Raw genomic sequence first — 19,276 nt, forward strand, 5'->3', positions numbered from 1 at the left:
GGCGCGTGCCGAGACTCCGGAAGGTTTCGCATTTCGCATGTCCATTTCCAGTTCTGACCACACCGTCATGCCCGAGAACGACGAGGCCGTGCAGGTTCTCGCCGTCGACGAGGACGTGACTGCCGTTGCCGTCGGAGAGGCCGCTGACAGCGCCTCCGCCGAGGCCGACACCGACACCCCCGCCGAGCCCACCTTGACCTTCGGCGACCTCGGTCTGCCCGAGGGCATCGTCCGCAAGCTCGCGCAGAACGGCGTGACCGCGCCGTTCCCGATCCAGGCCGCGACCATCCCGGACGCCCTGGCCGGCAAGGACATCCTCGGCCGTGGCCGCACCGGCTCCGGCAAGACCCTCTCCTTCGGTCTGCCGACCCTGGCGCGTCTCGCCGGCGGTCACACCGAGAAGAAGAAGCCCCGCGCGGTCATCCTGACCCCGACCCGCGAGCTGGCGATGCAGGTCGCCGACGCCCTCCAGCCCTACGGCGACGTCCTCGGCCTGAAGATGAAGGTCGTCTGCGGCGGTACGTCCATGGGCAACCAGATCTACGCCCTCGAGCGCGGCGTCGACGTCCTCGTCGCCACCCCGGGCCGTCTGCGCGACATCATCAACCGCGGCGCCTGCTCGCTCGAGAACGTCGAGATCGCCGTTCTCGACGAGGCCGACCAGATGTCCGACCTGGGCTTCCTGCCCGAGGTCACCGAGCTGCTCGACCAGGTCCCGGCCGACGGCCAGCGCATGCTGTTCTCGGCCACGATGGAGAACGAGATCTCCACGCTGGTCAAGCGCTACCTGACCAACCCGGTCACGCACGAGGTCGACGCCGCCCAGGGCGCCGTCACGACCATGACCCACCACATCCTGATCGTGAAGCCCAAGGACAAGGCGCCGGTCACCGCCGCGATCGCCTCCCGCAAGGGCCGCACGATCATCTTCGTCCGCACCCAGCTGGGCGCCGACCGCATCGCCGAGCAGCTCCAGGACGCCGGCGTGAAGGCCGACGCGCTGCACGGCGGCATGACGCAGGGTTCTCGTACCCGCGTCCTCGCCGACTTCAAGGACGGCTACGTCAACACGCTCGTCGCCACCGACGTCGCCGCCCGCGGTATCCACGTCGACGGCATCGACCTGGTCCTGAACGTGGACCCGGCCGGTGACCACAAGGACTACCTGCACCGCTCGGGCCGTACCGCGCGTGCCGGCAAGTCCGGTGTCGTCGTCTCCCTGTCGCTGCCGCACCAGCGCCGTCAGATCTTCCGCCTCATGGAGGACGCGGGCGTCGACGCCTCGCGCCACATCATCCAGGGCGGTGCCGCCTTCGACCCGGAGGTCGCCGAGATCACCGGCGCCCGGTCCATGACCGAGGTCCAGGCCGAGTCCGCGGGCAACGCCGCGCAGCAGGCCGAGCGTGAGGTCACCTCCCTCACCAAGGAGCTGGAGCGGGCCACGCGTCGCGCCGGCGAGCTGCGCGAGGAGGCCGACCGCCTCACCGCGCGTGCCGCCCGTGAGCGTGGCGAGGACGCCGAGGGTGTCGCCGCCGCTGTCGCCGCCGCTGCCGAGAAGGCCGCCGAGGCGTCCGTCCCGGAGCAGGCTGCCGCGCCGGCCGAGCGCCAGGAGCGTTCGTCCTCGTACGAGCAGCGTCCGCAGCGCCGTGACGAGCGGGGCAACTACGAGAAGCGCGACCGTCGCGACGACCGTCCGTCGGGCGGCTTCAACCGTGACCGCCGTGACAACGACCGTGGTGGCTTCCGCCGCGACGACCGTCCCTCCGGTGGCGGCTTCAACCGTGACCGTCGTGACGAGCGCCCCTCGGGCGGTGGCTTCCGCCGCGACGACCGTCCCTCCGGTGGCGGCTTCAACCGCGACCGCCGTGACGACAACCGTGGCGGCTTCGACCGCGACCGTCGTGACGACCGCGGTGGCCGTTCCTTCGAGCGTCGTGACAACGACCGTCCGTCCGGCGGCTTCCGCCGCGACAACGACCGTCCGTCCGGCGGCTTCAACCGTGACCGTCGCGACGACCGTCCCTCCGGTGGCGGCTTCAACCGCGACCGTCGCGACGAGCGCCCCTCGGGCGGCGGCTTCCGCCGTGACGACCGCCCCTCCGGCGGCCACCGCGGCAGCGACCGTCCGTTCAACCGTGACCGTCGTGACGACCGTCCCGCCGGCGGCGGCTTCCGCTCCGGTGGCCACGACCGTCCGTACGGCCGCCGCGACGACCACCGCGGTGCGGGCTCCGGCTCGACCGGCGGTTCCTCGTTCCGCCGCGACGAGAAGCCGCGCTGGAAGCGCAACGGCTGAAACGGCTGAAGGCCGCAGTGCCTGATGGCCTGACGGCCTGACCTGAGAAGGGCCCGGGAGACGATCACGTCTCCCGGGCCCTTCTTTCCTTTCGCGCTCCTGTACCGCCGTTCACCCGCGGGTATTTTGTGGCCAACGCCCGCGCATGCCCCGCCCCCGGTACGGGAATCGCTGGGGGCATGACAAGTGATCCAGCGGCGCAGCAACCGCCGCCATCGACCGACGAGGAACGTCTCGCCCAGCTCGGCTACACGCAGGTCCTCGCCCGCAGGATGTCGGCGTTCTCCAACTACGCCGTCTCCTTCACGATCATCTCGGTGCTCTCCGGGTGCCTGACGATGTATCTGTTCGGGATGAACACCGGCGGCCCCGCCCTGATCACCTGGGGGTGGGTCGGGGTCGGCCTCATGACGCTGTTCGTCGGGCTCGCGATGGCGGAGATCTGTTCCGCGTACCCGACCTCCGCCGGCCTCTACTTCTGGGCGCACCGGCTCGCACCCGCGCGGACGGCCGCCGCTTGGGCGTGGTTCACGGGCTGGTTCAACGTCCTCGGTCAGGTCGCGGTGACCGCCGGAATCGACTTCGGCGCCGCGTCCTTCCTCGGCGCGTATCTGAACCTCCAGTTCGACTTCGAGGTGACGCCGGGGCGGACGATCCTGCTGTTCGCGGCGATCCTCGTGCTGCACGGACTCCTCAACACCTTCGGCGTGCGCATCGTCGGGCTGCTCAACAGCGTCAGCGTCTGGTGGCACGTCGTCGGCGTCGCCGTCATCGTCGGCGCCCTCGCCTTCGCGCCGGACAGCCACCAGTCCGCGTCCTTCGTCTTCACGAAGTTCGTCAACAACACCGGCTGGGGCAGCGGGTTCTACGTCGCCCTGATCGGACTGCTGATGGCCCAGTACACCTTCACCGGCTACGACGCCTCCGCGCACATGACCGAGGAGACCCACGACGCGTCCACCGCGGGGCCGAAGGGCATCGTGCGGTCCATCTGGACGTCCTGGATCGCCGGGTTCGTGCTGCTCCTCGGCTTCACCTTCGCCATCCAGTCGTACCAGGGCGCCCTCGGCTCGGCCACGGGCGCGCCACCCGCGCAGATCCTGCTCGACGCGCTCGGGGCGACCGCCGGGAAGCTGCTGCTCCTCGTCGTCATCGGCGCGCAGCTCTTCTGCGGCATGGCCTCCGTCACCGCCAACAGCCGTATGATCTACGCCTTTTCGCGTGACGGCGCGCTGCCGTTCTCGCACGTCTGGCACACCGTCAGCCCGCGCACCCGCACCCCCGTCGCCGCGGTGTGGCTGGCGGCGCTCGGCGCGCTCGTGCTCGGACTGCCGTATCTCATCAACGTCACGGCGTACGCGGCCGTGACCTCGATCGCCGTCATCGGTCTCTACATCGCCTACGTCGTCCCGACCCTGCTGCGGCTGCGCAAGGGCGACGACTTCGAGCGCGGGCCCTGGCACCTGGGCAGGTGGTCGCGGCCGATCGGGATCGTCGCGGTGGTGTGGGTCGCCGTCATCACGGTCCTCTTCATGCTGCCGCAGGTCTCGCCGGTCACTTGGGAGACGTTCAACTACGCCCCGATCGCGGTCCTTGTGGTCCTCGGATTCGCGGGCGTGTGGTGGCTGGTGTCGGCCCGGCACTGGTTCCTCAACCCGGAGCACGCGCGGACCGTCGCGCGTGAGGCGGGGCGCGTGGGAACGCCGGAACCGGTCGATCCGTGAGCGGCGGGCGCCCCGCCCGGCCGCCCGTGTGACATCCGACAGGCCGCGGAGGCCGATACCCGATCGGCCTCCCGGCCCCGGCGGGCTATGCTCGGGGATGCGTCGGCGCGGGCCGGCGCGTGGACCCTTAGCTCAATTGGCAGAGCAGTGGACTTTTAATCCATTGGTTGTGGGTTCGAGTCCCACAGGGTCTACCGCGTGAACAGCGGCCCGGACGGCTTCGGCCGACCGGGCCGCTGTGCTGTTCCCGCCGAACTCCGCCGGCCCTCACGCCTCCCGTAGGTACCGCCTCTTCACCGCCGTCAGCGCGACCGCGTACAGGGCGAGTACCGCCGCGAGGAGCGCGTAGTACACGGGCGGCAGGGGAGTCATGCCGAGCGGGCGGGCGACGGGGGTCAGGGGCAGCAGGATGCCGACGACGGTCAGGGACGCGACCGCCCAGCGAACCGGGCCCGGCGTGCGCGGGGCGCGGCCGGTGCGCAGGAGCAGCATCACCAGAGCCTGCGTCAGGAGGTTCTCGGTGAACCAGCCCGAGTGGAACGCCGCCTCGTCGGCCGCGCCCGCCGTGGAGCGCAGGGCGAGCGCGAGGACGCCGAAGGTCGCGAGGTCGGCGGCGGCGTTGAGGACGCCGAACCCGGTGATGAAGCGCAGGAAGTCGCGCGGGCGCAGCGTCGTGGGCCGGCGCAGGGCGTCGGGCGCCGGGCGGTCGAAGGCGAACGAGAGCTGGGCCCCGTCGAAGCACAGGTTCTGCGCGAGCACCTGTGCCGGGAGCATCGGCAGGAACGGCAGCAGGAGGCCCGCCGAGAGCATCGCGATCACGTTGCCGAGGTTCGAGGAGAGCGTGACGCGCAGATACGTGGCGATGTTGCCGCTGCTGTGACGGCCCGCGGTGATCGCGTGGCCGATCGCGGTGAGGTCCTTGCCGGGCCGGTCCGCGGGCTGCGCGAGCACGATGTCCGCCGCGTCGCGCGCCACCGGGACCGCGTCGCGCGGGCAGATCCCGACGTCGGCGGCGCGCAGCGCGGGCAGGTCGTTCACGCCGTCGCCCAGGAAGCCGACGGTCGTCTCCCCGCCGGCGCGAAGCGCGGTGACGATGCGCGCCTTGTGGGCGGGGGTGCAGCGGGCGAAGACGGTGGTGCGGTGGGCGAGGCGGGCCAGTTCCTCGTCCGTGAGCGCGTCGAGGACGTCCGCGGTCTGTACGTCGCCGGGGGCGAGCCTCAGATCGCGCAGGGCGCGAGCGGCGGTGCCGGGGTGGTCGCCGGTGAGCACCTTGACCGTGACGCCGCGCTCTCCGAGATCGCGCAGGGCCTGCGCGGCGGTCGGCACGAGGGCGTCGGTGAAGGCGACGAAGCCGGTGAAGGTGAGGCCGCGTTCGTCGGCGGTGCGGTACGGGCGGTGCCGGGCGGGGCGTTCGGCGGTCGCCACGGCGAGGAGCCGGAGCCCGTCGCCGGACAGCGCCGCGGCCCGGGCGAGCAGGCTCGCGCGCTCGGCGTCGTCGAGGGCGCACCGGTCGAGGACGTTCTCCACGGAGCCTTTGACGGCGAGCGTGACCGTGCCGAGGCCGCCGGGCCGCCGGACGACTGCGGTGGCGAGGCGGCGTACGGGGTCGAAGGGCAGGGCGGTGATCCCGTCGTACGTGTCCGTGACGGCCGGGTCTGCCGCGAGGCCCTGCGTGATGACCGCCTCGTCGAGCGTGTCCGGGGTCGGCAGGTCGGCGAGCTGGAGCGTCCACCAGGCGGAGACGGCTGCCCAGTGCAGGGCGTCGGGGTCGGTGCGGGCGAGGTCGACGGCCGGGCGGTCCTGGGTGAGGGTGCCTGTCTTGTCGACGCAGAGGATGTCGACGGCGCCGATGTCGTGCAGCGCGGGGAGCCGTTTGACGATGACGCCGTGGGTGCGGGCGAGCAGCGCGGAGCCGCGGGCGAGCGCCGTCGTGACGATGACCGGCAGCATCTCCGGGGTGAGCCCGACGGCCACCGCTACGGCGAACGGCAGGGTCTCCAGGCCCCGGCCGCGCAGCGCGGCGCCCGCCATCAGGACCAGCGGCGGCGTCAGCAGCATGAAGCGGATCAGGGTCCAGGAGATGCCGTGCACGGAGCGCTCGAACGCGCTCGCCCCGCGCGGTGCGCCGACCGTGCGGTGGGAGGCGGCGAAGCGGGTGCCGGCGCCCGTCGCGAGCACCACGGCGCTCGCGCTCCCGGAGGCCACGCTGCCGCCCTGGAAGCACAGATGCGCCGACTCGCCGTCCGCGGGCAGGTCCACGGGCCGCTTGTCGACGGGCACCGACTCCCCGGTGAACGCCGCCTGTTGCACGGTCAGGCCCTGCGCCCGCAGGAGGCGTACGTCGGCGGGGACCAGGTCGCCGGGACCGAGCAGCACCACGTCGCCGGGCACCAACTGGCTTACGGGGGCCTCGTGTTCGGCCGGTGGGGCGCTCTCGTCGTCGCCGGGGCGGCGCAGCACGGTCGCCGTCGTCGCGACCAGGTCGCGCAGGCCCGCCATGGCGCTGTCCGCGCGGCGCTCGCCGGCGGAGCGCAGGCCGCAGCTGACGGCGACCAGGACGAGGATCACGCAGGCGGTGCCCCAGGCCGCGACGGTCGCCGAGACGAGGCCGAGGCAGAGCAGGACGCCGGTGAACGGGTCGCGCAGGCTGCGGGCGGCCAGGCGGGGCCAGGACAGGGGACGCGTACTCGGCAGGACGTTCTCGCCGTGGCGGGCGAGGCGCCGCTCGGCCTCCGCCTCGGTGAGGCCGCGCGGGCCGCTGTCGAGGGAGCGCAGGAGCTGGAGGGTCGTACGGCCGGGGTCCGTCTCCGGGGCTGTGTCGGTCACTCTCGGGCGCCGTCAGGGATTCTCGGGTGTCGTCACCGTCGTCTTCTCCCGTTCATCGGACCGCGAAAGGCTCCCCGGCAATGGGTTCGAGCCTTCAGTTTAGGGGCGGAACTTTTGCCGCCCTCCGCTAGTTTCTACAAAGCTGTAGAAGATCAGTAAGTGCCGATCGAGGAGAGTCATGGCCCTGTGGGATCGCTTCAAGGAGTCCGCGTCGACGATGCAGACGCAGCTCATGGCGAAGAAGAACGACCTGAAGAGCGGCGCCTTCCGTGACGCGAGCATGGCGATGTGCGCGCTGGTCGCCGCGGCCGACCGGAATATCGACCCGGCCGAGCGCAGCCGCGTGGCCCAGCTCATCTCCACGAACGAGGTGCTGCAGAACTTCCCGGCGGACCAGCTCCAGAGCCGCTTCGACGCGAATCTGAACAAGCTGACCGCCGACTTCGACTTCGGCAAGGTCAGCGTCCTCCAGGAGATCGCCAAGGCGAAGAAGAAGCCCGCCGAGGCGCGCGCGGTCATCCAGATCGGCATCGTCATCGGCGGCGCGGACGGCGACTTCGACAAGACCGAGCAGGCCGTCGTCCGCGAGGCCTGCCTGATGCTCGACCTGCCCCCGCACGAGTTCGACCTGTAGGCGGATACACCGAAGGCCCGGAACCATTGGTTCCGGGCCTTCGGCCTTCAGTAGCGGGGACAGGATTTGAACCTGCGACCTCTGGGTTATGAGCCCAGCGAGCTACCGAGCTGCTCCACCCCGCGTCGGTAAACACGACTCTACGCCATTGCGGCGACAGAACGCGAATCGGTTGCCCGGCGTTCCATGGTCAGCCGCCTCGGGCCCCTTTCACCCGGTCGGTCCCGCCAGGTCGCCCGCTGCCTTTTGCGGGGGAACCCTGGAGTGGGGCCCGACGACGTGCGCAGGCGCGGGACCGACGCGGACGGTGGCGGGAGACGAGCGGTGGGGCAGCGAGGAGGACACGGGCGAGAGGCGGAGCAGGGCCTGTCCCGGGCCCGGTTCTTCGTACGTCTGCTGCCCGTGCTGCTCATCGTGGTCGGGGCGATCTACGACTACGTCACGCCGTCGACGTTCACCGGCGTCCCCCTCTTCACCGCCGCCCCGCTGGTCGCCGCCCCGTTCTTCTCGCCTCGCGGCACTTTCCTGACCGGCCTCGCGACCGTCGCCGTCGTACTCGGGGTGCATCTCAGATACACCCGCAGTTACGACACCGACGCCATCACCGAACTCGTCACGGTCGTCACCGTCGCCGTCCTCGCCTGTGTCATGAACCGCGTCGTGCGGCGGGGCAGTGAGCAGCTCACCTCCGTGCGCCAGATCGCCGAGGCGGCCCAGCGCGCCGTCCTGCCCGAGCCCGCGGAGCGCATCGGCGGCCTGGAGATCGCGGCCCGCTACGAGGCGGCCCAGGCGGGGGCCTTCATCGGGGGCGACCTGTACGCGGTGCAGGACACCCCGCACGGGGTGCGGCTCGTCGTGGGCGACGTGCGCGGGAAGGGCATGGGCGCGGTGTCCGCCGTGGCCGTCGTCATCGGCGCCTTCCGGGAGGCGGCCGAGCAGGAGGCGACCCTGGAGGCGGTCGCGCAGCGCCTGGAGCGGGCGCTCGCGCGGGAGGGGCTGCGGCGCAACGGCCTCGACGAGTCCGAGGGTTTCACCACGGCCGTGCTCGCCGAGATCCCGCACGGCAACGCCCTCGTACGGGTCATCAACCGCGGCCATCCGGAACCCCTGATCCTGGGCGGCGACGGGGCGCTCAAGGTCCTGTCGCCGCCGGAGCCCGCGCTGCCGCTCGGGATGGGTGGCCTCGGCAGCTGGCCCGACCGGGCGTCCGAGACCGAGTTCCCGTCCGGGGCGACGCTGCTGCTCTACACCGACGGTCTCTCGGAGGCGCGCGACGCGGAGGGCACCTTCTACGACCCCGCGGCCCGGCTCGCGGGGCGAATGTTCTCGGGCCCCGATCCGCTGCTGGCCGCGCTCACCGCCGAGGTCCGCCGGCACACCGGGGGCGGCACGACGGACGACATGGCGCTGCTCGCGGTGAGGCGGCCGTGAAGCAGCAGTGAAGCAGCCGTGACCGCCGTCTTCACCTTCCGTAGTCGAACGGCGTCGCTGCGCATAACATTTGACAAACCGTCAGATGGGCGGCCCGCTCCGACGGCCGGTCAACTCGCCCGATTCCGCCCGCTCGTGCCCCGATAAGTCCAGGCCAAAGGCGTTAAAGATCAGTCGGAACGGCTTGGAATCGGACCCCGGTGTCTATTAACGTTCGATAACGCAGCGCGGTCGTCCCAGCCGTCACAAGAGATGGCTCCGTGCGCACGCGCCTAATCCCGCAAGGGAGCCGGGGAACCACCAACTTGGGGTGAATCGGACGTCTTTCCTTGCGGAAGGCGTCGGTAGGAGACCTTCCTGCTCCGAACCCGTCAGCTAACCCGGTAGGCGAGAAGGAAGGAAAGGAGCGCGCCCCCGTGGCGTCCAACCGGCCTGCCCCAGAGTTCTCCTACGCGCCGATCGACGAAGAGTTCGGCGAAGCGGACGAGCGGACCTGGGACGAGTGGAATCCCACCGAGGAGTCCGTCCGCCCCGTACGCGGCAGGCACCGCGTAGCCAAGCAGCGCGGCGGTCTCGCGCGCAGCTCCACAGTTCTCGGGGTCGGCGTGATCGCGGCCGTCGGCGCGGGCGGCATCGCCACCGCGCAGGGCGGCAAGCCCCCCGTACACATCTCGATGCCCGACCTCTCGGCCGTCAAGAACTCGCTGCCCGACGCCAAGTCGCTGCCCGGCGTGGGCGCGCTGATATCCGACGGTTCGGACGACGACTCGTCCGGCGCCGACGCGGCCCCGCTGACCGGCGCCGGCATCACCACCGCGGACGCCGAGCAGGGCACGACCGCCGGTGAGGCCCTGCGCGCCCGCATCATGCAGCAGGCCGAGCAGCAGCAGGACCAGGCCGCCGACGCCGAGGCCGCAGCCGCCGAGGAGGCCGCCGCGAAGAAGGCCGCCGAGGACGCGGCCAAGGAGCGGGACGCCGCGTCTGCGAAAGCCGCCGCCGAGAAGAAGAAGGCGGAGGAGGCCGCGAAGAAGAAGGCCGAGGCCGAGCGCCTCGCCAAGCTCGCCAAGAGCTTCACGCTGCCGGTCGCCTCCTACACGATCACCGGCACGTTCGGTCAGCCCGGCTCGATGTGGTCCTCCGGCTACCACACGGGTCTCGACTTCGCCGCTCCCACGGGTACGCCGCTGAAGGCGATCCACTCCGGCACCGTCAAAGAAGCCGGCTGGGCGGGCGCGTACGGCTACCGCACCGTCCTTGAGCTGCCGGACGGCACCGAACTCTGGTACTGCCACCAGTCGTCCCTCAACGTCAGCGCAGGCCAGAAGGTGACCAGCGGCGACGTCATCGGCCGCGTCGGCGCCACCGGCAACGTGACCGGGCCGCACCTCCACCTGGAGGTCCACCCCGGCGGCCAGGCGACCGGAGTGGACCCCGCGCCGTGGCTGCGCTCCAACGGCCTGACCATCTAAAGGTTCGTAACCCTCCGAACCCCGGTGGTCCTGACGGCAACCCCCCGACGTCAGGGCTGCCGGTCGGCCATGCCCGGAATATCTTGCTCCGTATCGGTGTTCTGACAGGCCATGACTTCTCTTCGCAAGCTTGGCTCGTCAGACCTCGAGGTGTTCCCGCTCTCCCTCGGCGGCAATGTGTTCGGCTGGACCGCCGACGAGGCGCAGTCCTTCGCCGTGCTCGACGGGTACGTCGCCGCCGGCGGCAACTTCGTCGACACGGCCGACGCGTACTCGTCGTGGGTTCCGGGCAACAAGGGCGGCGAGTCCGAGACCGTCATCGGCAAGTGGCTGGCCGCGCGCGGCAACCGCTCCGATGTCGTCATCGCCACCAAGGTCGGCGCCCACCCCGACTTCAAGGGCCTGTCCGCGAACACCATCAAGTCCGCCGCAGACGAGTCGCTGCGCCGCCTCGGCACGGACTACATCGACCTCTACTACACGCACTTCGACGACCCGTCCGTGCCGGTCGAGGAGATCATCTCCGCCCTCGACGAGCTGGTGAAGTCCGGCAAGGTGCGCGCCATCGCCGCGTCGAACCTGACCCCGGAGCGCCTCCAGGAGTCCCTGGACTTCTCCGACCGCGAGGGCCTCGCCCGCTACGCGGCGCTCCAGCCGCACTACAACCTCGTCTCGCGCGACACCTACGAGGGCCGTCTCCAGGAGGTCGCCTCGCGCAGCGGTCTCGCCGCCGTCCCGTACTACGCCCTGGCGTCCGGGTTCCTGACGGGCAAGTACCGGCCGGGCACCGAGGTCGACAGCCCACGGGCCGCGGGCGCGGGCCGGCACCTGCAGACCGAGCGCGGCGTGCGCGTCCTCAAGGCCCTCGACGAGGTGGCGCAGGCGCACGGCGCCGAGGTCGCGACGGTCGCCCTCGCCTGGCTCGCGTCCCGCCCGACGGTGGCCGCGCCGATCGCGTCCGCCCGCACCGTGGAGCAGCTGCCGGCGCTGGTGGCCGTGGCCGACCTGGAGCTGACGGACGCGGAGCTCTCGAAGCTCACGGAGGCGTCCGCCTGAGGCGTACTCAGTAGCGGTACGGGTTGTACGCGTTGTGGGCACTGTGCGCGGGGAACTGGGCGACCGGCCCCGCGTGCACCGGCCCCGCGTGCACCGGCCCCGCGTACATCGGCGGCACCCACACGGGCGGAGCGGTGGCGCGGGACGCGTAGGCGAGGGCGGGGCGGGCCGCGTGGCGCCGCGCCCACAGCTCGTCGAGCAGCTCCCGCTCCCGTACGACATAGTCCGCCCCGGCCCGGCCGCGCCGCCCGCGGTGGCGCAGGAGCGCGAGTGAGGTCGCGTACTGCTGGTACTGGGCGACGGCCTTGGCCGTCGCCTTGCCGCCGTGGTGCTGCGCGAACTCGCGGGCCAGGCGGCGGGCGCGCATCGAGCCGAGGGCGAACGGCTCGGCCGGGCCGACCCAGCCGGCCGCCGCGTATGCGGGCAGCTCGGAGCGCACCCTGCGCAGTTCGCGCTGGCGGGTCCCGATCGCGAGCCAGGTCAGCAGCCCGAACGCGGGCATCATGAACAGCGCGTAGACCCCGAAGAACCCGAACCGGCCGAACGCCGACGAGCCGTTCCACGTGGCGTGCATGCCCATCGCGAGCAGCAGCCCGGCGAGGGGCAGGAACACGCGCCGCACCGGCCCGCGGTCGGGCGCGGTCCAGGCCGCGACGCCGAAGCCGATGCCGGTGAGCACCGTGAACAGGGGGTGCGCGAAGGGCGACATGACGATGCGTACGAAGAAGGTGGCGGCGGTCACCGAGGCGATGCCGGTGCCGCTGTTGAGCTGGTCGGTGCCGAAGGCGTTGCCCAGATAGAGGATGTTCTCGGTGAACGCGAAGCCGGTGGCGGTGACGCCGGCGATCACCACGCCGTCGACGATCCCGGTGAAGTCCCGTCTGCGGAACAGGAAGATGAGCAGGACGGCGCAGGCCTTCGCGGACTCCTCGACGATGGGCGCTATGACCGTCGCGCCGAGGGTGTCGGCGTTCGCCGGGTCGGCCGAGTTCGTGGCGATCCAGTGGGTCGCGAAGCTGTTGGCGACGATCGCGATCAGCGCGGCGGCGCAGGCGCCCCAGGCGAAGGAGAACAGCAGGTTCCGCCAGGGCCCGGGCGCGACCCGGTCCAGCCAGCGGAACGCGGCTATCAGCAGCGGGACGGGCAGGACCGCGAGGCAGAGCCCGACCAGGAACCCCTTGGTGCCGGTCTGTTCCCGCACGAGGGCGAGGATCACCAGGCCGGAGAGCGTCAGGAGCGAGACGAGCGCCCAGGCGTGCACGGCCTTCCGCTCCCACCAGCGCGGATGCCGCAGCGTGCCGGACCCCGGAGCGCCTGCTCCGGGCTGCGCGTGCGGAAACGCATTCGGATACGGGGGATAGGTCGCCACAGCGTTGACCCTAACGAGGGACGGGCCCGGCCGCGACGGGGTGTCAGTCCGCGGCGGTGGCCGGTGCGTGCGCGGCGCGCAGGAAGAGCAGGTCGTGGACCACGTGGCCCTTGTCCAGGCCCTGGCCCTCGAAGCGGGTGAGGGGGCGGAAAGCGGGCCGGGGCGCGTACCCGCCGTCGGCCTGCGTGTTCTCGTAGTCCGGGTGTTCGGTCAGGACTTCGAGCATCTGCTCGGCGTACGGCTCCCAGTCGGTCGCGCAGTGCACCAGGGCGCCGGGTTTGAGGGGGACCTTGGCGAGGCTGAGGAACTCCGGCTGGATCAGGCGCCGCTTGTGGTGGCGCTTCTTCGGCCAGGGGTCGGGGAAGTAGACGCGCAGCCCGTCGAGGGAGGCGGCGGGGAGCATCTCGCGGATCAGGATGATCGCGTCGCCGTTGGCCACCCGTACGTTCGTCAGGCCGTTCCGCTCGGCGAGGCCGAGGAGGTTGCCCTGGCCCGGGGTGTGCACGTCGACCGCGAGGATGCCGGTGTCGGGGTCGTCGGCGGCCATCTGCGCCGTCGCCTCGCCCATGCCGAAGCCGATCTCCAGGACGACGCGCTTCCTGCCGTCGAACAGCTCGTCGAGGTCGAGGACGCGCTGCCCGTCGATGTCGAGGCCCCACGCGGGCCACAGCCGCTGGAGGGCGTCCGCCTGGCCCGTGGTGACGCGGCTGCGGCGGGGCTGGAAGCTGCGGATGCGCCGCTCGAAGTGCGAACCGGCGGGGTCGGGCGCGGGCCCGTCGGGAAAGCGCGGCTCGCCCTTGGCGCGTGCGGGAGCCGGGGCTTCGGGACCGGCGGCCTCGGGGGTGTGGGCTTCGGGGGTGTGGGGTGACTCAGACACAGTGAGGCGATTTTAGACGCCGGATCCGGCCGGGGCCCAAGCTCAGGACCCGGAGCTCAGGACCCGGAGCCGAGGACCCGGAGTCGAGGACCCTGAGCTCAGGACCTGAGCTCACAACCCGCAGCTTGGGACCCGAGCGCGGCCAGGGCCCGCCGGGCGACCTCGCGGCCGATCGGGAGCGAGGCCGTCGCCGCGGGGGATGGCGCGTTCAGCACATGCACCGTGCGCGGGGCCTCGCGGATCAGGAAGTCGTCGACCAGGGTCCCGTCCCGCAGGACCGCCTGCGCCCGGACGCCGGCGGGCGCGGGCACCAGGTCGTCCGCGGTCACCGCGGGCAGCAGCCTGCGCACCGCCGCCGTGAACGCGTCCCGGGACACCGAGCGGCGCAGCTCCCCGGCCCCGTACCGCCAGTGCCGGCGCGCTATCCGCCAGGAGCCCGGCCAGGCAAGCGTGGCGCCGAGCTCGCGCGGTCTGACCGTCGACCAGTCGTAGCCCTCGAGGGCCAGCGCGGGCACCGCGTTCGGACCGACGTGCACGCTCTTGTCGATGCCGCGCGTGAGATGGACGCCGAGGAAGGGGAACGCCGGGTCCGGCACCGGATAGACCAGGCCGCGCACGAGCTCGGGGCGGGCCAGCTCGAAGTACTCACCCCGGAAGGGGACGATCCGCATGCCGGGGTCGTCCCCCGCGAGCCGGGCGATCCGGTCGCAGTGCAGCCCCGCGCAGTTCACCAGGACGCGCCCCCGGACGACGTCCCCGGCGGCCGTGCGCACCGCGACACCACGCTCCGCGCGGCGGTCGATCTGCACCACCTCAGCGCCGTACCGGATGTCCGCGCCCGAGGCCTCGGCGAGATGCCGGGCCACGGAGGCGTAGTCGGCGACACCCGTCGTGCCCACGTGGATCGCGGCGAGGCCGCGCACATACGGCTCGTACTCGCCGATCTGGGCGGGGCCGAGCTCCCGCACCGGAATCCCGTTCTCCCGGCCGCGCTGGACCAGGGCGTGCAGGCGGGGCAGTTCGTCGCGCTCGGTGGCCACGATCAGCTTGCCGGTGACCGCGTGCGCGACGCCGTACTGCTCGCAGAACTTGACCATCTCGGCCGCGCCCCGCACCGCGAAGCGGGCCTTGAGCGATCCGGGGCGGTAGTACACACCGCTGTGGATGACCCCGCTGTTACGCCCCGTCTGGTGTCTGGCGGGGCCACGCTCCTTCTCCAGGACGGTCACACGGGTTCCCGGTACCGCGCGCGTGAGGGCGTACGCCGTCGACAGACCGACGATCCCGCCGCCGATCACCAGCACATCGCAGTCGTACCCGCTCGTCATCACCGTGCCTCACCTCCCGACCCCGATACTGCACTGCGCCACTGACAACGCGTTCAAACCCGGGCGGTGGCCGTTCGGCTGGACCGGTTCTTCACACCTCTGCCCTACGCCGGCGCCATCAGGAGCGGCCTCGCCCTCTCCCGCAGCTCCACCACGCGCGGCTCGTCCCCGTACGGCTCGAGGCGGTGCAGCAGATCCTTCACGTACTCGGTGGTCCGGGCCGACGAGATCCGCCCCGCCACCTCCAGCGCGCGCGTGCCCTGCTCGCACGCAGCGTCCAGGTTCCCCGACTCCAGCTCGGCGACCGCCGACACCACGAGGCGTAACCCGTGCGAGCGCACGAACTCCTCCGTGGGCTTCGACAGGGCCTGCTCCGTGAAGCGCCGCACCTGGCGGGGTGCCTTCAGGTCGCGGTAGCACTCGGCGGCGTCGGCGGCGAAGCGGTCGTACGAGTAGAAGCCGAGCCACGACGGGTCGTGGTCCCCGTCGCGCGCCCGCTCCAGCCAGCCCTCCGCGGCCCGCAGCGCGGCCCCCGCGGCGTGCGCGTCACCGGCGCGCGCGTGTGCGCGTGCCTCCACGAGCCGGAAGAAGCTCATCGTCCTGGCGGTGGCGAGCCCGCGATTGCGCTCCAGGGCGGCCTGCGCCAGGTCCACCCCCTCGTCGCCGAACCCGCGGTAGGTCGCCTGGAGCGACATCGACGCCAGCACGTAGCCCCCCAGGGGCACGTCCGCCGCTGCGCGCGCGAGCCGCAGCGCCTGGATGTAGTACCGCTGTGCCGCCTCCTGCTGGCCCGTGTCGAACGCCATCCACCCGGCCAGGCGCGTCAGTTCGGCGCTCGCCCCGAACAGGGCGCGCCCCACGTCGTCCGAGTAGGCGCCGAGCAGCAGCGGGGCCGCCTCGACCCGCAGGCACTCGGGGACCATCGACGAACGCCAGTCACCGCCCCCGTACTTGGAGTCCCAGCGCCGCGCGTCCTCGGCCGCCTCGCGCAGTTTCCGGACGTCGCTGTGGCCGACCTTCTGAGGCGTGTTGTCCCCGCCGCTCTCCAGCGGCTGGGCGTCGCGTGCGACCGACGAGTCGGCCGGCGTTATCAGCCATCTCGACGCGGGCGTCGCGTACGCGCTGACCGCGAACGATCCGGCCAGCGACTGCCAGATCCCGCCGCCCGTGCGGCGGCCCGCGAGGTCGAGGCGGTACAGCTCCGTCGCCGACTTCACCGCCGCCCCCACGTCGCGCGGGAAGGCGAGGCCCACTTCGGGCGCGGGATCCGCGTCCGCCAGGCCGATCTCGTGCAGCGGCACGGGCCGGCCCAGCTTCTGGCCGATGGCGGCGGCGATGAGGTGCGGCGCAGCGCCCTGCGGCACCATGCCCTTGGAGACCCAGCGGGCCACCGAGGTCTTGTCGTAGCGAAGCGTCAGACCGCGTTGCGCGCCAAGGTCGTTGACCCGCCGCGCCAGGCCTGCGTTGCTGATTCCCGCGAGGGCGAGAACGGTGCCGAGTTTCTCGTTCGGCCCGCGTTGCTCCCTGGACATGCGCCACCCCTCGACACAGCCGGCTGCCGCGGTGGCATAACCGCGCGGCATTCGTACACCCAGCGTAGTTCGCCGGATCCCAAGCGTTAAGGGGCATAGTTCCGGATGGCGGGAATATTGTCCGTACGGGAGTACGTGCCCGGGGCGCCGCCGTCACGGTGTGCTCCGCCCGTGTGGCCGTGCGCCTGTGCGTGCGCTCTTCTGCGGTCATGGGGGGAGCGCTTCCATGGATGGTGCGTGGGTCGGCCCGCTGTACTGGATCCAGCGGGCTGGGGGACACCGCCGCCTTCATCCCCGCGGGCGGCGGACCGGTCCGGGAGGTGCAGGGCGCCTCCCGGACCGTGCGTTGCGCGCCGTGGCCGATGTGGTGTGCACAGGTCTGGCCATCCACAGCCGATTTGGCCGAAAAGCGATGGCGCCGTACGGCGTCACCGATGCCCCCGAGCGGTCTCTGGGGGGTTCAACTACCGCTCAAAAGGGGCGCATTCGGTGGCGCACGTGCCGCCCGGTCGCCCCTCCCGTAGGCCTCCTTCGTGGCAGCATGGGGACTCTGTTCCTGTGATTTCCTCTGATTCCTTCTGACGAGGTTCTGTCCACAACCTGTGGAGGCGGCGATGCGGTGGTTGGTGGGGTGGAGCAGTACCGCCGCCGGGCCCGTGCGGTTCGGGTCCGCGGGTTCGACCGGACCCGACGGGGAGACCGTCCATCCCGTGGGTTCGCAGCTCCTGTGGGGTGACCCCGATCCGCTGTGGGCGGTCGGCGACTGGCGTCCGGACGAGGTCAGGATCGTCAGCGCCGACGAGCAGACCCGTATCGCCGTACTCGGCACCTGCGGCGCCACCGACGAGCAGCTGCGGGTCGGCCTGTTCGCCGCGCGCGGCGGGGCCCTGCGCCACCTCACCGCCTGGTCCGGCAGCTACACCGCGGTCGTCCAGGTCGGCCGGCGCCTCATGGTCGCCGGTGATCTCGCGGGCGCACGGCCCGTGTTCTACACGCCCTGGGCCGGCGGCACCGCGTACGCGACGGCCGCCCTGCCGCTCGCCGACCTGATCGAGGCCCACCTCGACATCGGCCATCTCGCGGCCCTGCTCGCCGCCCCCGACGTGCCCGAAGCCCTGCACGACTCGACGCCGTACCAGGGCGTACACCGCATCCCGCCGGGCCACGCGCTGATCCTGCGCGCCGGTGCCCGCGAGATCGCCGGCTACGAACCGGTCGCGTCGCTCGCCGTCGCCGCGCCCTCCGCGGACCCCACCGGCTCGGTGGACGCCCTGCGCGACGCGCTCGTCGAGGCCGTACGCGCCCGGCTCGCCGCGCCCCGGCACGTCCCCGGCGCCGACATCGACCCAGGACCCGTCCCCGGAATGGGCCCCGCCGAGCGGCGCGCGGCCCGCGGCATGCCCGTGCCCGGCATCGGCGCCGACCTCTCCGGAGGACCCGCGTCCGGAACTCTCGCGCTGCTCGCGGCGGGACTGCCCGGGCTGCCCGGCACGGTCCTCGGCCACGGCACGGGCGCGGGCGAACGCCTCCTCGCCGTCACCTTCAACGACCTGTCCGCGGGCGCCGAAGGACGCGAGGCCGAACTCCAGCGCGCGGGCGCCATCGCCGCGAACCCCCGGCTGCACCACGTCGTCGTCACCGCAGGCGAAGAGGCGCTCCCTTACGCCGAGTTGGACGGCCCCCTCACCGACGAGCCCGGCCCCTCCCTGATCACCGCCGCCCGCCACCGCACCCGCCTTCTCTCCGGGAGCGCCGACCACTTCACGGGCTACGGCGCCCGCCAGGTCCTCGACGCACACCCGGCCCGCCTTGCCGACCTCCTCATGGACCGGCGCCGGCGTCACATGGTCAAGCCGGTCGCCGCGCTCGCCAAGGCGGACGGCGGCTCCGTGCTGGTGCCCGCGCGCGTGTACGGCGCGGCGCGCAAGCTGGCCCGCACGCCGTACAAGGCGGGCATCGCAAGCCTCGCGGAGCGGCTGCTGCAGCGGAATTTCGAGGACCCGGGCGGTGAAGCGGGCGCCGTCGGCGCATCGCTCGCGGCCCTCGCCTGGGCGAGACCGGGGCCCGCCGCGCGCTGGCTGACGGGCGAGGCCCTCGCTGAAGTATCGGTTCGCCTCCAGGACGGCGCGACGCGTCCGGGGCCAGGACCGGGGCAGCGGCCCGGCGCGTTCCGGGCCCGCGCCGCTCTCGCCCGTCACGCGGCTGACCTGCGCGTCCTCGAACAGGCCGCCGAGGTCCGCTTCCAGCGCCTGCACGCCCCCTTCCTCGACAACCAGGTCGTACGCGCCTCCCGCGCCCTCCCCGAGGCGCTCCGCGTCCGGCCCGGCGCCCGCGCCGACATCCTGCGTACCGTCCTCGAAGGCGCCGGCGTCAGTGAACTTCCCGCCGGCTGGGGCGCCCCCTCGCACGCGTCGTCCGCCGCGGCGGCCCGCACCGGCCTGCGTGTCCGTGCCGACCACCTCATCCAGCTCTTCGACACCCCGCTCCTCGCCCAGACCGGCCTGATCGAGGCCCGCGTCGTCCGCAAGGCCCTGCGCGCGGCGGCCGACGGCGAGCCCCTGCCGCTGGACGGCCTCGCCGACCTCGTCTCCCTCGAACTCTGGCTGCGCCGCCTGCTCGCCCGCCGCGGCACCTGCTGGACCGGTACCCCGGCCCGCCAGCGCGCCGTCCCCACAGGGAGCGTCGCACCGCAGCGGGGCGCACTGGGAGCCGGGCGCTGAAGCACTGCGCCCGT

At 72.4% G+C, this 19,276-nt stretch carries 12 protein-coding genes, 2 tRNA genes and 1 riboswitch; of the genes, 8 read left to right on the forward strand and 6 right to left on the reverse strand.

Annotated elements, in window-relative coordinates:
- Positions 1-37: 37 nt before the first annotated feature.
- The 3 genes from CG723_RS42785 (at position 38) to CG723_RS42795 (ending at position 4,214) form a co-directional block, all read left to right on the forward strand.
- The gene (locus tag CG723_RS42785; protein ID WP_100598961.1) at positions 38-2,296 is read left to right on the forward strand and encodes a DEAD/DEAH box helicase; all 2,259 of its coding nucleotides are present in this window, start codon (positions 38-40) and stop codon (positions 2,294-2,296) included.
- 179 nt (positions 2,297-2,475) lie between these two features.
- A complete protein-coding gene (locus CG723_RS42790; protein WP_100598962.1) occupies positions 2,476-4,020 on the forward strand; it encodes an amino acid permease in 1,545 nt (514 codons plus the stop codon).
- 121 nt (positions 4,021-4,141) lie between these two features.
- Positions 4,142-4,214 (forward strand) — tRNA-Lys (locus CG723_RS42795).
- A gap of 73 nt (positions 4,215-4,287) precedes the next feature.
- Here CG723_RS42795 and mgtA read toward each other — a convergent pair.
- Positions 4,288-6,846: a magnesium-translocating P-type ATPase gene (mgtA, locus tag CG723_RS42800; protein WP_100598963.1), complete on the reverse strand. Its 2,559-nt coding sequence runs from the start codon at positions 6,844-6,846 to the stop codon at positions 4,288-4,290.
- Positions 6,847-7,024: 178 nt separating this feature from the next.
- Between mgtA and CG723_RS42805 the strand changes: the two genes are divergently transcribed.
- Complete coding sequence (locus tag CG723_RS42805) at positions 7,025-7,480, forward strand: tellurite resistance TerB family protein (protein ID WP_100598964.1); 456 nt, start codon at positions 7,025-7,027, stop codon at positions 7,478-7,480.
- A 51-nt stretch (positions 7,481-7,531) separates the two neighbouring features.
- Here CG723_RS42805 and CG723_RS42810 read toward each other — a convergent pair.
- A tRNA-Met gene (locus tag CG723_RS42810) sits at positions 7,532-7,605 on the reverse strand.
- Between the two features lie 199 nt (positions 7,606-7,804).
- Between CG723_RS42810 and CG723_RS42815 the strand changes: the two genes are divergently transcribed.
- The 3 genes from CG723_RS42815 (at position 7,805) to CG723_RS42825 (ending at position 11,436) form a co-directional block, all read left to right on the forward strand.
- A complete protein-coding gene (locus tag CG723_RS42815) occupies positions 7,805-8,911 on the forward strand; it encodes a PP2C family protein-serine/threonine phosphatase (RefSeq protein WP_234374835.1) in 1,107 nt (368 codons plus the stop codon).
- Between the two features lie 259 nt (positions 8,912-9,170).
- A riboswitch (cyclic di-AMP (ydaO/yuaA leader) is annotated at positions 9,171-9,316 on the forward strand.
- An 11-nt stretch (positions 9,317-9,327) separates the two neighbouring features.
- On the forward strand, positions 9,328-10,380 hold the full coding sequence (locus CG723_RS42820) for a M23 family metallopeptidase (RefSeq protein WP_100598966.1): 1,053 nt from the start codon (positions 9,328-9,330) through the stop codon (positions 10,378-10,380).
- Positions 10,381-10,491: 111 nt separating this feature from the next.
- Complete coding sequence (locus tag CG723_RS42825; protein ID WP_100598967.1) at positions 10,492-11,436, forward strand: aldo/keto reductase; 945 nt, start codon at positions 10,492-10,494, stop codon at positions 11,434-11,436.
- A 7-nt stretch (positions 11,437-11,443) separates the two neighbouring features.
- Here CG723_RS42825 and CG723_RS42830 read toward each other — a convergent pair whose 3' ends face one another.
- From CG723_RS42830 to CG723_RS42845, 4 genes are all read right to left on the reverse strand, one after another.
- On the reverse strand, positions 11,444-12,805 hold the full coding sequence (locus CG723_RS42830; RefSeq protein WP_100598968.1) for a PrsW family intramembrane metalloprotease: 1,362 nt from the start codon (positions 12,803-12,805) through the stop codon (positions 11,444-11,446).
- A gap of 43 nt (positions 12,806-12,848) precedes the next feature.
- Positions 12,849-13,682 carry a tRNA (guanosine(46)-N7)-methyltransferase TrmB gene (trmB, locus tag CG723_RS42835; protein ID WP_100598969.1) on the reverse strand — a complete coding sequence of 278 codons (834 nt, stop codon included), beginning with the start codon at positions 13,680-13,682 and terminating at the stop codon, positions 12,849-12,851.
- A 98-nt stretch (positions 13,683-13,780) separates the two neighbouring features.
- Positions 13,781-15,010 carry an L-2-hydroxyglutarate oxidase gene (gene lhgO / locus CG723_RS42840; RefSeq protein WP_100598970.1) on the reverse strand — a complete coding sequence of 410 codons (1,230 nt, stop codon included), beginning with the start codon at positions 15,008-15,010 and terminating at the stop codon, positions 13,781-13,783.
- Positions 15,011-15,114: 104 nt separating this feature from the next.
- Positions 15,115-16,542 carry an MFS transporter gene (locus tag CG723_RS42845; RefSeq protein WP_100598971.1) on the reverse strand — a complete coding sequence of 476 codons (1,428 nt, stop codon included), beginning with the start codon at positions 16,540-16,542 and terminating at the stop codon, positions 15,115-15,117.
- Positions 16,543-17,156: 614 nt separating this feature from the next.
- Here CG723_RS42845 and CG723_RS42850 point away from each other — a divergent pair.
- Entirely contained in the window at positions 17,157-19,262 is a 2,106-nt protein-coding gene (locus CG723_RS42850) for an asparagine synthase-related protein (RefSeq protein ID WP_100598972.1), read from the forward strand.
- Positions 19,263-19,276: the final 14 nt, after the last annotated feature.

The sequence above is a fragment of the Streptomyces sp. CB01635 genome (genome assembly GCF_002803065.1).
Classification (GTDB): Bacteria; Actinomycetota; Actinomycetes; order Streptomycetales; family Streptomycetaceae; genus Streptomyces.